The organism is Dolomitihabitans soli (genome assembly GCF_022213955.1).
Taxonomy (GTDB): Bacteria; Actinomycetota; Actinomycetes; order Streptosporangiales; family Streptosporangiaceae; genus Streptosporangium_A; species Streptosporangium_A soli.
In genome coordinates this window covers 437,564-449,919 of the sequence record NZ_JAKNTW010000001.1, presented here as the reverse complement: position 1 = coordinate 449,919, position 12,356 = coordinate 437,564, and the positions used below count along the sequence as shown (strand labels likewise).

At 72.3% G+C, this 12,356-nt stretch carries 9 protein-coding genes and 1 tRNA gene; 7 read left to right on the top strand and 3 right to left on the bottom strand.

The genetic code is table 11. The features are described 5' to 3' along the window. Positions 1-9: 9 nt before the first annotated feature. A complete protein-coding gene (locus MBA17_RS02035; protein WP_274384776.1) occupies positions 10-816 on the bottom strand; it encodes an SAM-dependent methyltransferase in 807 nt (268 codons plus the stop codon). Positions 817-927: 111 nt separating this feature from the next. Here MBA17_RS02035 and MBA17_RS02030 point away from each other — a divergent pair, with 111 nt between their 5' ends. The 3 genes from MBA17_RS02030 to MBA17_RS02020 all read left to right on the top strand — a co-directional run bounded on the left by MBA17_RS02030 (position 928) and on the right by MBA17_RS02020 (position 8,002). Next, positions 928-2,262: an MFS transporter gene (locus tag MBA17_RS02030; RefSeq protein WP_238494470.1), complete on the top strand. Its 1,335-nt coding sequence runs from the start codon at positions 928-930 to the stop codon at positions 2,260-2,262. A 296-nt stretch (positions 2,263-2,558) separates the two neighbouring features. Beyond that, complete coding sequence (locus MBA17_RS02025) at positions 2,559-6,680, top strand: Pls/PosA family non-ribosomal peptide synthetase (RefSeq protein ID WP_238494469.1); 4,122 nt, start codon at positions 2,559-2,561, stop codon at positions 6,678-6,680. Between the two features lie 23 nt (positions 6,681-6,703). Further along, positions 6,704-8,002 (top strand): M1 family metallopeptidase, encoded by a 1,299-nt coding sequence (locus MBA17_RS02020; protein WP_238494468.1) that lies wholly within the window; start codon positions 6,704-6,706, stop codon positions 8,000-8,002. Positions 8,003-8,224: 222 nt separating this feature from the next. Here MBA17_RS02020 and MBA17_RS02015 read toward each other — a convergent pair. Continuing rightward, positions 8,225-8,301 (bottom strand) — tRNA-Ile (locus tag MBA17_RS02015). 239 nt (positions 8,302-8,540) lie between these two features. After that, positions 8,541-9,212 (bottom strand): TetR/AcrR family transcriptional regulator, encoded by a 672-nt coding sequence (locus tag MBA17_RS02010; protein ID WP_238494467.1) that lies wholly within the window; start codon positions 9,210-9,212, stop codon positions 8,541-8,543. A 77-nt stretch (positions 9,213-9,289) separates the two neighbouring features. Between MBA17_RS02010 and MBA17_RS02005 the strand changes: the two genes are divergently transcribed. From MBA17_RS02005 to MBA17_RS01990, 4 genes are all read left to right on the top strand, one after another. Then, entirely contained in the window at positions 9,290-10,519 is a 1,230-nt protein-coding gene (locus tag MBA17_RS02005) for an acyl-CoA dehydrogenase family protein (protein WP_238494466.1), read from the top strand. Next, positions 10,516-11,253, top strand: coding sequence for an SDR family oxidoreductase (locus MBA17_RS02000; RefSeq protein ID WP_238494465.1), 738 nt, complete (start codon positions 10,516-10,518; stop codon positions 11,251-11,253). The genes MBA17_RS02005 and MBA17_RS02000 overlap by 4 nt, the downstream gene beginning before the upstream one ends. 63 nt (positions 11,254-11,316) lie before the next feature. Beyond that, a complete protein-coding gene (locus tag MBA17_RS01995; protein ID WP_238494464.1) occupies positions 11,317-11,538 on the top strand; it encodes a hypothetical protein in 222 nt (73 codons plus the stop codon). A 70-nt stretch (positions 11,539-11,608) separates the two neighbouring features. Continuing rightward, positions 11,609-12,319: a type 1 glutamine amidotransferase gene (locus MBA17_RS01990; protein ID WP_238494463.1), complete on the top strand. Its 711-nt coding sequence runs from the start codon at positions 11,609-11,611 to the stop codon at positions 12,317-12,319. Positions 12,320-12,356 lie beyond the last annotated feature (37 nt).

Genomic DNA, 12,356 nt, shown 5'->3' with positions numbered 1-12,356 from the left:
CATCACAAACTACGTGATCTTCCCCACACCGCACAGGAAATAGGCTTTCGCCTTTTCCAGCAATGGCACCACATAGTCCCCGTCTGGCCGCCATTCATGCAGGTTGACCACTCCGGGCTCGACCAGGTCGAGTCCCTTGAAGAAGGGCTCGACCTCGCTCGACCGCCGCGCGACGAACGGCGTCGAGGCGGCCTGGTAGATCCCCTCCACCGCGGGCCCGAACTCGGGAGCCTGGTCGACGACCGCGTGCGAGATCGCCATGTGGCTGCCGGGCGCGAGCGCGTTCCTGAACTCCGCGACGATCCCGGCTGGATCATCGCTGTCCGGGATGAAATGGACGATGGCCAGCATCAGGACCGCGATCGGCCGGTCGAAGTCCAGGTGCGCCCGCACCTCCGGATTCGCCAGGATCTGCAGCGGCCTGCGCAGATCACCCGCGACGGTGAGCACGTTCGCGCTGTCCTGGAGCAACGCCCGGGCGTGCGTGAGCACCTGCTCGTCGTTGTCCACGTACACCGTTCGCGCGTCCGGGGCGACTTCGGTCGCCACCTGGTGCACGTTGGGCTGCGTCGGCAGGCCGGCGCCGATATCGAGGAACTGAACGATTCCCTGCTCGGCCATGAACCGCACGGCCCGGGCGAGGAACCCGCGGTTCTCCCTGGCGCCGAGGGGAATCTCCGGGACATATCGCAACACCTTCTCGGCGGCCTCACGATCGGCCGGGAAGTTGTTCTTGCCGCCCAGAAAGTAGTCATACATTCGCGCCGAATTAGGAATATTGGGGTCGAAACCGCCCCCGATCACGTTCGGATCCATTGCCGCCCTTCCCTGGTCAGCGCATCTCAGGCGATCTTACTGCGAAATCATCATTACGCCACATATCGGGAATTACGGTTGAAGGAACGCGTACCATGCCATGATCGTCCCATGGCCGCGACTCCGCCCTCGCGACGCGTGCTCGGCACGCAGCTCGCCGACGGCATCTCCAAGGGCAACATGTGGGCGTTGCTGACCATGGCGACGGCCGCAACGGCGGTGATCTCGTTCCTACCGTCGGCGCAGCCGCACATCCTGAGCACGATCCTCGGCGTCCCCGAGTCGGCGCAGGGCAGGGTCGTCGGGCTGCTGGGATTCACCGCCGAACTCGCCATGATCCTCAGCCTCGCCTGGTACGGCGCGCTCGCCGACCGTTTCGGCCGCCGCCCCATCGTGATCGCCGGACTGGTGCTGACCGCGATCGGCACGGCCCTGTTCCCGTTCGCCGGCGACACCGCCACGCTCGTCGCGCTCCGGGTGATCTTCGGCCTCGGCGTCGCCGCCCTGAACGCCATGTTGTCGACGATCGCGATCGACTACGTGCGCAGCCGGTCACGCGGCAAGTCCTACGGGCTCATCGGCGTCTTCGGCGGGCTCGGCGCGGTGCTCGCCGTACTGGTCATGGTCCGCCTGCCCGACGCCCTCGAAGGTTCCGGGCTCGACCCGGTGGCGGCCACCCGGCTGGCGTTCCTGCTGGTCGCGGCCGGCATCCTGGTGGTCGCGGCCGTGCTGTGGCTCACCCTCTCCAAGGCGAAGGTGACCACGACCGGCGAGCGCACCCCGCTGCCCCGCCTGGTGCGCGAGGGCGTCGCGCTCGTCCGCGATCCGGGCGTCGCCCTCTCCTACGCCGCCTCGTTCGTGGCCAGGGCCGACCTCGCCGTCGTCGTGGCCTTCATGACCCTGTGGATCGTCGACAGCGCGACCCGGGCGGGAACCCTGTCCAGCGCCGAGGCCCTGGCCAGGGCCGGCGCGGTCGTGGGGATCTCACAGACGGTGGCGCTGCTCTGCGCGCCGCTGTTCGGCTGGCTGGGCGACCGGATGAGACGCCAGGACCTGGTGATCCTCGCCCAGACCGTCGCCGCGGCCGCCTACCTTTCCACGCTGCTGATCGAGGATCCGCTCGGGCCGGGCATGATGCTCGTCGCGGTGCTCATCGGCATCGGCGAGATCGCCGGCATCACCACCGCGGGCCCGCTCCTCGCCCAGCAGGTCCCCGCCCGGGTACGCGGCTCCGCCTTCGGGGTGCACACGCTGTGCGGCGCCGCCGGCATCATGACCGTCTCCGCCCTCGGGGGCGTCCTGTACGACACCTGGCGACCGGCGGGCCCGTTCGTGCTCTCCGGCGTTCTCGGCCTGCTCGTGGTCGCCTTCGGCCTCGCCGTACGGCGGCGCGTGGAGCCCAGGCCCGAAGCCGACACCGCGCGGGAGTCCGCCCTGGCCCCCTGACCCCTCCGGCCTGCGGGACGACCCCTTGGCGATCTAGGGAAGATTCTCCACCTGAAGCCTCCGGAGAGGCTTTTTCGATGGCTGACGCTCCACCTTGACCTCATTTCGGTTGCCCCCATGAGCATGGTTCCCCACCCGGAACCCATATGGTTACGGGGTTCACGGAATATTCGCGAGCGTGAGAGCCGTTGACACCCGAGCGCCCAGAGGGCGGCCCGGCGGCACGATCGCTCGGGTGGGTCACCGAGCCGCGTGGTCTCACGACGACCGCCGATCACCCGGATCAGGGGAGCAGCTTGCGCACATCAGTAGCGGACACCAGCCGACCGGACCTGCCGGACCTGCCGGACCGCCTCCCGCCGCCGCCCGCGGCGCCGGTCCCGGCGGTGTACACCGCCACCGGCCCGGCGCCCGCGCCGCGCACGCTGCTGGACCTGCTCGACGAGACGGCCGGCCGATTCCCCGGAGCCGCCGCCCTCGACGACGGTCACGTCCGCCTCGACTACGCCACTCTGCTGGCCGAGGCCGGCGCACTGGCGGAGCGGCTGCGCACGGCGGGCGTACGGCGGGGCGACCGGGTGGGCGTGCGCGTGCCGTCGGGCACCGCCGACCTGTACGTCGCGATCCTCGGCGTGCTCACCGCGGGCGCGGCCTACGTGCCCGTCGACGCCGACGACCCCGACGAACGCGCCACCCTGGTCTTCACCGAGGCCGCGATCTCCGCCGTCATCGGCGAGAACCACCGCATCACCCCGGTTTCCGGCCCGGCCCACCGCTCCCAGCGGGCCGCCGGACAGCACCGCTCCCAGCCGGCCGCCGAACAGCCAGGCGACGCGCTCGCACCCCGCCCGGACGAACCGGCGCGCCTCCCCGGTGCCGACGAGCCGGACCGCGCCCCCCGTTCCCACGATGACGAAGCCCAGGTGAGAGTGGGCCGGGTCGATATTCCAGCCGGGGATGTGGACGAACCGGGTCACGCCCCCGGGAGTCGTCCCGGGGTGGACGATGACGCGTGGATCATCTTCACCTCCGGCTCGACCGGAACCCCCAAGGGCGTCGCGGTGACCCATCGCAACGCGGCGGCGTTCGTGGACGCCGAGGCCGCGCTCTTCCTCCCCGACGAGCCGATCGGCCCCGGCGACCGCGTGCTGGCCGGGTTGTCGGTGGCCTTCGACGCCTCCTGCGAGGAGATGTGGCTGGCCTGGCGGAACGGCGCCTGCCTGGTGCCCGCCCCGCGCGCCCTCGTGCGCACCGGGATGGACCTCGGCCCGTGGCTGGTCAAGAACGGGATCACCGTCGTCTCCACGGTGCCCACGCTGGCCGCGCTGTGGCCGGCCGGGGCGCTGGACGACGTCCGGCTGCTCATCTTCGGCGGCGAGGCGTGCCCGCCCGAGCTGGCCGAGCGGCTGGCCGTACCCGGGCGTGAGGTGTGGAACACCTACGGTCCCACGGAGGCCACCGTCGTCGCGTGCGCGGCGCTGCTGACCGGCGAGGGGCCGGTGCGGATCGGGTTGCCGCTGGACGGCTGGGAACTGGCCGTGGTGGGGCCGGGCGGCGCGCCGGTGGCGATGGGCGGGACCGGCGAGCTGGTGATCGGCGGCGTCGGCCTGGCCCGTTATCTGGACCCGGCCAAGGACGCGGAGAAGTACGCGCCGCTGGCGGCCCTCGGCTGGGACCGGGCCTATCGCAGCGGCGACCTCGTCCAGGCGGAACCGGCCGGACTGATCTTCGTCGGGCGGGCGGACGAGCAGGTCAAACTGGGCGGACGGCGCATCGAACTCGGTGAGGTCGACGCGGCCCTGCAGAGCCTGCCCGGCGTCAACGGCGCCGCCGCCGCGGTGCGCACGACGCCGGGCGGGAACCAGCTCCTCATCGGCTACGTCGTGCCCGGCGACGGATTCGACCAGGCGGGCGCGCGGGCTCGGCTCGGCGAGGCACTGCCCGCCGCGCTGGTGCCGCGGATCGCGATCGTGGCCGACCTGCCCACCCGGACCTCCGGGAAGATCGACAGGAACGCCCTGCCGTGGCCGCTGCCGGACGCCCCCGCCCCCGCGGACCCGAGCGTCCCCGCGTGGCTGACGGAGGCGTGGACCTCGGTGCTCGGCGGCGGCGGCGGGCCGGACGCCGACTTCTTCGCCGAGGGCGGCACCAGCCTCGCCGCCGCCCGCCTGGTGTCCGCGCTGCGCGCCGAACACCCCGGCGTCACGGTCGGCGACGTCTACGACCACCCGACCCGGCGCGGGCTCGCCGCGCACCTGTCCCGGAGCGACCCGGCGGGCCAGGCGGCCACCGGACGCGACGTGCGGCCGGTGTCCCGCCGGGCCGCCGCGGCGCAGGCCGCGCTCATGATCCCCCTGCTCACCGTCGGCGCGCTGCGCTGGGTCGTCGGCGTCGCCGCGCTCTGCGGCCTCGCCGCCGCCCTCGCCCCGGCGCCGTGGCTGCCCGCCGTCTCGTGGTGGTGGGTGCTGCTGGGCTGGCTGCTGGTCGTCTCCCCGCCCGGACGGCTGGGGCTGTCCGCCGGATTCGCCCGGCTCGTACTGCGCGGGCTGCGTCCCGGCGTCTACCCGCGCGGCGGGCGCGAGCACCTGCGGCTGTGGGCGGCCGAGCAGTTCGCGGCGCGGCTCGGCGTCGGCGCGATGGCCGACGCGCCGTGGATCCCGCTGTACGCCAGAGCGCTCGGCGCGACCATCGGCAGGGACGCCGACCTGCACGCGCTGCCGCCGATCACCGGGATGCTGCGACTGGCCAGGAACGCGGCCGTGGAGCCCGAGGTGGACCTGAGCGGCCACTGGCTCGACGGCGACCTGCTGCACGTCGGCGAGATCCGGATCGGCGCGGGCGCCACCGTCGGCTCCCGCGCCACCCTGCTGCCCGGCACGAAGATCGGGAAGAACGCCCAGGTCGCGCCCGGTTCCGCGATCTCCGGGCCGGTCCCGTCCGGTGAGCGGTGGGCCGGGGTGCCCGCCGCCAGGAAGGGCCGGGCGCGCAAGCCGCCGTCCGGCGCCCGCCCGCCGCGGAGCCGGCGATGGGCGGCGGTGTACGGCGTGTCTGCGCTGGTCTTCGGCCTGATCCCGGCGCTCGCCGCGCTGCCCGGCCTCGCCGTACTGGGGCTGGCCGTGCGTGACGCCCGTACGCCGGCCGGGGCGCTGGGCGCGGCCCTCGCCGGGGTTCCGCTCGCGACGGTCACCTCGATGGCGGCGTTCGCGCTGGTGGTCCTGGTCTGCGTGCGGCTGCTGGCCGTCGGCATGCACGGCGGTGAGCATCCGGTGCACAGCCGGGTCGCGTGGCAGGCGTGGGCCGGCGGGCTGCTGATGGGGATGGCCAGGGTTTGGCTGTTCCCGCTGTACGCCAGCACCGCCACGCCCGTCTGGCTGCGGGCGCTGGGCATGAAGGTGGGCAGGAACGTCGAGCTGTCGACCGTGCTGGCGCTGCCGTCCATGACCTCGGTCGGCGACGGCGCGTTCCTGGCCGACGACACGATGGTCGCGCCGTACGAGCTGGTGGGCGGGCGGCTGCGGGTCGATCGTGTGCGGATCGGCAAACGCGCCTTCCTCGGCAACTCGGGGATGACCGCCCCCGGGCGCAAGGTGCCGAAGGACGGCCTGGTCGGGGTCTTGTCGGCCGCGCCCAAGAAGGTCCGGGCGGGATCGTCCTACCTCGGCATGCCGCCGGTGGAGCTGCGCAGGAAGGCGGCGGCGGGCGACCTGAGCCGCACCTACGCGCCGCCGACCGGGCTGAAGGTCGCCAGGGCGGCGGTGGAGTTGTGCAGGCTCGTCCCGGCGATGTGCACCGTCGCGGTCGCGCTGCTCGTCGCCGCCGCCCTCACCGCCCTCGCGGCGTCGTACGGCTTCGCGGTCGCGGCGCTGCTCGGCGGCCTGGTGCTGATCGGCGCGGGCGTGCCGGCCGCGGCGGTGGCGACGGCCGCCAAATGGGCGCTGGTCGGCAGGATCACACCGGGCGACCGGCCGCTGTGGAGCTCGTTCGTGTGGCGCAACGAACTCGCCGACAACTTCGTGGAGGTGCTGGCCGCGCCCTGGTTCGCCGAGCCGTGGCTGGGCACCGCGCCGCTGAACGTGTGGCTGCGCTCGCTCGGCGCGCGGGTGGGCCGGGGCGTGTGGTGCGAGACCTACTGGCTGCCGGAGGCCGACCTGGTCAGGGTGGGCGACGGCGCGTCGGTCAACCGGGGCTGCGTGTTGCAGACCCACCTGTTCCACGACCGCGTGATGAGCATCGATACTGTGGTCATGGAGGATGGAGCCACTCTCGGCCCGCACGGGGTCGTGCTGCCCGCCGCGACGGTCGGGGCCGACACGACGGTCGGCCCGGCATCCCTGGTGATGCGTGGCGAGTCCGTGCCCGCCGGCACCCGCTGGTTCGGCAACCCGATCGCCGCGTGGCCGCGCCCGGCGTCGGCCTGACACGAGGCCCTGCGAGCGCACGAGTGACTCCCCGCACCTCCCCCGCCCCGTACTTCCCGGGCCACGGCGACGACCGCTACCACGTCGGCCACTACGACCTGGCGCTCGACTACAAGGTCGGCCCCAACCGGCTGACGGGCGTCGCCCGCCTGACCGCCGTCGCGACCGCCCCGCTCGACACCCTCACCCTCGACCTGTACGGCCTGCGGGCCGGCCGGACGCTGGTGGACGGGAAGAACGCCCGCCACCTCCAACGGGGGGCGAAACTGCACGTCACCGTGCCCGGCGGGATGACCGCCGGACGGGAGTTCACCGTCGAGATCCACTACTCGGGCTCGCCCCGCCCGGTGCCCAGCCACTGGGGCGGGCTGGGCTGGGAACAGCTCGACGACGGCGTGCTGGTCGCCGGGCAGCCGATCGGCGCGCCGTCGTGGTTCCCCTGCAACGACCGGCCCGGCGACAAGGCCACCTACCGGATCGCCGTCACCACCGCGTCGCCGTACCACGTGATCTGCAACGGCCGGCCCGCCGGCACCCGGCGCGCGGCCTCGACCACGACGTGGGTGTACGAGGAGAACACGCCCATGGCGACCTACCTGGCGAGCGTGCAGATCGGCAGATACCAGGTGGAGGAGGTCGGCGGGACCACGCCGCAGGTGCTCGCCTACCCAAGGCACCTCGCCGCGAGGGTACGGCGCGACTTCGGCCGCCAGGGCCAGATGCTGGCGGCCTTCGCACGGATCTTCGGCCCCTACCCGTTCGCGTCGTACACGGTGGTCGTCACCGACGACGAGCTGGACATCCCGGTCGAGGCCCAGGGGATGTCCGTGTTCGGGGCGAACCACGTGGACGGGCGGCGCGGCAGCGAACGGCTGGTCGCGCACGAACTGGCCCACCAGTGGTTCGGCAACAGCCTGACGCTCGCCGCCTGGAACGACATCTGGCTGCACGAGGGGTTCGCCACCTACGCCGAATGGCTTTGGTCGGAGTCGTGCGGCGAGGAACCCGCCGGCGCACACGCCGAACGCTGGCACCGCAGGCTCACCGCCGCGCCGCGGGACTTCGCGCTCGCCGCGCCCGGCCCGCACCAGATCTTCGACGACCGGGTCTACCGGCGCGGCGCGCTGACCCTGCACGCCCTGCGGCGCGTCCTGGGCGACGCCGCGTTCTTCGCGCTGCTCCGCGAGTGGACCGCCGCCAACCGGCACGGCACCGTCACGACGTGCGGCTTCACCACGCTGGCCGCCCGGCACGCGGGACGTCCGCTGGAGGCGTTCTTCACCGCCTGGCTGCACGACCACCTCCTCCCGCCACTGCCGTGACCTCCTGCTCCGGCCCGCCTCTCCCGCAAATCGACCGGGCCGCGGTGAGGCGGACATAGGTGTGCGGGATCGTGCCCCAGGTGCCGTGGAGCCCCGGAACCATTCCGCGTATGTTCCGCGACCCGTGGCATGCGGCTGCTTTTGCCCGCTTGTGGCTGCACACGGCCGTACGGCGCGGCTCGGATGAACGCCCAGGTCAACCGGAATCGCCCAGGTGATAAGTGGTAGGGCGGGTGGGACTTGAACCCACGGCTGACGGATTATGAGTCCGTTGCTCTGACCAGCTGAGCTACCGCCCCGCAGACGTGCAGTCTCTCATATATACCGCGCGAAGCCAGCACAGATCATCATTCGTGGGGGACCCATATGTGCGCGCCGGGCAGGGTGTGTCCGTCAACGGGGTACCGGGCCGCCGCCGTGTCATGGCGGAGCGCCGGTTCGGCGAGGTTCCCGCGCCGCCGTATTGACGAGGCCGCAACGCGGGTGCCGCCGCGGTCCGGCCCGCCCTGCGGCTGAGGTCAGAGGGCCCGCGGCTGGGTCAGGGCTGGGCGGCGGCCTTCCTGCGGCTGCGTTCCGCCAGCAGGCGGGCGGTCTCCTCGGACACCTCGGTCGCCAGTACGGCCGACACCACGTCGACCAGGTGGCTGATGAAGAGCCGGTCGTCCTTGCCCTCGGGCCCCGCCGCGCGCCTGGCCAGCTCCACATAGGTCACCCGGATGGCCATGAAGCGCTGGTGGAGCTCCCGCACCGCGACCTCGGGGAGCAGCGGCGCGACGAGTTCGCGCCACCGGTTGACGCTGCGGCCTGACTGAGTTTCCTGCAGTGTGCGCAGGTCGGTCCGCTGAACGAGTTGCTCCATGATCCGCAGATAGGCCCGCCCGCCGTCGGGATCGGCGAGCTTGGCCGCCATCGGCCGGACGAACGCGCCCGCCAGCCTGCGCCGGGCCTGGGCGAGAGGCAGGTCGCCGTGTGACTCGTACTCGTCGAGGAGCTGGTTGCGGCGGACCTCGATCTCGGGCTGGTGTTTGGCGAGCACCGCGCCGAGCAGCCCGGCGCGGTCCCCGAAGTGGTACTGCAGGGCGGTCGAGTTGCGCTGCCCGGCGGCGGCGTTGATCTCGCGAAGCGACACCCCGTCGATGCCCCGCTCGGCGAACAGGCGTTCGGCCGCCTCCAGCAGTCGCCTGCTGGTCGCTCCGGAGTTGGGTGGCATGTGCGCTCCCGAGTGGATTACGGTATTCAGGCAGATGCCTGAAAACATGATGCGATCGCATCAAGGATAGGAGTCCTATGGCCATCGACTTCACACTCGCCCCCGAGCACGAGGAGATCCGCCGGCGGGTGCGGACCTTCGTCCGGGACACGATCATGCCGGCGGTCGAGGGACTCGAAGGAGAGGGCTCCTCCCGCGAGGAGTACCTCCGAGTGATCTTCGACCTGCGCAAGAAGGCCCGCGACGAAGGCCTGTGGCTGCCGCACATGCCGAAGGAGTGGGGCGGCATGGGCCTGGGCCACGTGGAGCTGGCCATGGTGCAGTCGGAGGCGGCCAAGACCCGGCTGGGGCCGTGGGTGTTCAACTGCTCGGCCCCCGACGAGGGGAACATGCACACCCTCCTGCACTGGGCGAACGACGAGCAGCGGGAGAAGTACCTCAAGCCGCTGCTCCAGGGGTTCAAGACGTCGTGCTTCGCGATGACCGAGCCCGAGGTGGCGGGCTCCGACCCGACGCTCATCCGCACCCACGCCGTCAAGGATGGCGACGAGTGGGTCATCAACGGTCACAAGTGGTTCATCTCCGGCGCCCGGCGGGCGAGCTTCGCCATCCTCATCGCCCGGACCGAGCCCGACGTGCCCGAGGGCTCGCGCGGCGCCAACACCGCGTTCCTCGTCGACATCCCGCAGCAGGGGTGGAACGACGTGCGCGAGGTCGAGACGATGCACGGCTCGACGGGCCACAGCGAGATCGTCATCACCGACCTGCGGGTGCCCGACGGCCAGATCCTCGGCGGGCGCGGCAACGGCCACCGGCTCGGACAGTACCGCCTGGGCCCGGCGCGTCTCGCGCACTGCATGCGCTGGATCTCGCAGGCCGAGACGGCGCTGGACATGATGGTGGACCGCGCGCTCAACCGCTACAGCCACGGCTCCCTGCTGGCCGACAAGCAGGGCGTCCAGTGGCTCATCGCCGACTCGGCGATGGAGCTCTACCAGTGCAAGCTCATGGTCCTGCACGCCGCGTCGAAGATCGACAAGGGCGAGGACTTCCGCACCGAGGTGTCGATGGCCAAGCACTTCGTGGCCAACAGCCTCAACCGGATCGTCGACCGGTCGATCCAGGTGCACGGCGCGCTCGGCTACTCCACCGACACCCCGCTGGCCAACATGTTCCAGCACGCCCGCTGGGCCCGCTTCGCCGACGGCGCCGACGAGATCCACCAGATGCGCATCGCCGAGCGTACGATCGCCGCGTACCGGGACACCGGTTCCACCAACGCGGCCACCGGAGGGCTTCCCCTGTGAACGACGGAAAAGTCGCACTGATCACGGGTGGCGCCGGGGGAATCGGCGCCGAAGCGGCCCGGCGGCTCGCCGCCACCGGGGCCAGGATCGTGCTCGCCGACATCGACGACGTGGCGGGCAAGGCCACGGCCGAGGAGATCGGCGCGGCGTACGTGCGTTGTGACGTGTCGAGCCTGGCCGACAACGAGGCGGCCGTGGCCACCGCCCTCGACCGGTACGGCCGGCTCGACCTGGTCTTCCTCAACGCGGGCCTCGCCTCGGGCTTCGGGCTGGGCGACGACTTCGACGCGACGCGCTACCGCCGGGTGATGGGCGTCAACCTCGACGGCGTCGTGTACGGCGCGCACGCGGCGATCCCGGCGCTGACCGCCGCCGGCGGCGGCACGATCGTGGCGACCGCGAGCATGGCGGGCATCGTCGGCATCCCGTCCGATCCCGTCTACGCCGCCAACAAGCACGCAGTCGTCGGCTTCGTCCGCTCCCTCGGCGAGAACCTGCGACCACTCGGGATCAAGGTGCAGGGCCTGTGCCCGTCTTTCGCCGACACGGCCATCCTCGGCGGGAACAAGGCCGCGCTGGAGGAGATGGGCTTCCCCATCCTCCCCGTCTCCGCCGTCGGCGACGCGTTCATGCGCCTGCTCGACAGCGAGGGCACCGGCGAGTGCTGGTTCGTCGTGCCCGGACGGGAGAGCGAACCGTTCAATTTCCGGCGCGCCCCGGGCCCGAGAGTCTGAGGTGACAGGTGGTATGCCACTCTTGACTTCCGCGTCGGCATGACACCATCGAGGAGCACACCAGTGACCAGAGACAACCTCGACCTCGCGGCGAGCGCACAGGAGATGGCGGACACCGCGCCGGCCGGATCCGTCGACCGCGCCGCCGCCACCTCAGTGGCGATCACCTGCGCCACCACGCGGGACGTCACCCAGGCCCGGACCGCCCTCGACGGGATCACCCCCGACGAGGTACGGCAGGCCGCGCTCGAACTCTTCGACCGGCTCTCCGCCCAGTCCTCCTGACGGCCGGCACCGACCGGGATCGGGGGCCCGGACGGGGCGGGGTGACCTACGCCGGGTAGCCTGATTGGCCATGCCCGACGATCTCCGAGTGCTGGCCGTACAGAACGGCGTGAACGGCGGCCCCGGCCGGTTCGGCGAGTGGCTGACCACCGCCGGGCTCGCCGTGGACGTGTGCACCCCGTTCGACGGTTCTCCCCTGCCCGCGACGCTGGAGCACGACGCGCTGCTCGTCCTCGGCGGCGGCTACCTCCCCGACGACGACGAGAAGGCCCCGTGGCTCCCGGCCACGCGAGCGCTGGTCGCGCAGGCCCTGACCGGTTCGGTGCCGTTGTTCGGCATCTGCCTCGGCGGCCAGATGATCGCCTCCGTCGCCGGCGGTCGGGTGCTGGGCGACGCCGGCGCGCCGGAGCACGGCAGCACGCCGATCACGATCAGGCCCGAGGCGGCGGACGACCCGCTCTTCCACGGCCTGCCCGGTGTCGTCACCGCGATCGAGCACCACATCGACGCGATCGTCGGCCTGCCGCCGGGCGCCGTCTGGCTCGCGGAGACGGACAGCTGCCCCTACCAGGCGTTCCGCCTGGGCGATCGGGCCTGGGGCGTGCAGTTCCACCCCGAGGTCACGCCCGAGCGGATCCCGTACTGGAACCTGGCGGGGATGCGCGAGCAGGGCCTCGACCCTGCGGAACTGCACGCGCGCGCGGTGGCCGACGAGCCGGCCTCGACCCCGATCTGGCGCGAGGTCGCCGAACGCTTCGCCACCGTCGTCACGGCCCGCTGACACCCGCGTCGGGCCGTGCTGTCCCGGGTGCGATCAC

Excerpts from the sequence above, each read along its gene's own strand:
- MBA17_RS02005 (WP_238494466.1), top strand. The coding sequence starts at position 9,290 with ATGGCCATCGACTTCACACTCGCCCCCGAGCACGAGGAGATCCGCCGG.
- MBA17_RS02030 (WP_238494470.1), top strand. The coding sequence starts at position 928 with ATGGCCGCGACTCCGCCCTCGCGACGCGTGCTCGGCACGCAGCTCGCC.
- MBA17_RS02010 (WP_238494467.1), bottom strand. The coding sequence starts at position 9,212 with ATGCCACCCAACTCCGGAGCGACCAGCAGGCGACTGCTGGAGGCGGCC.
- MBA17_RS02035 (WP_274384776.1), bottom strand. The coding sequence starts at position 816 with ATGGATCCGAACGTGATCGGGGGCGGTTTCGACCCCAATATTCCTAAT.
- MBA17_RS01990 (WP_238494463.1), top strand. The coding sequence starts at position 11,609 with ATGCCCGACGATCTCCGAGTGCTGGCCGTACAGAACGGCGTGAACGGC.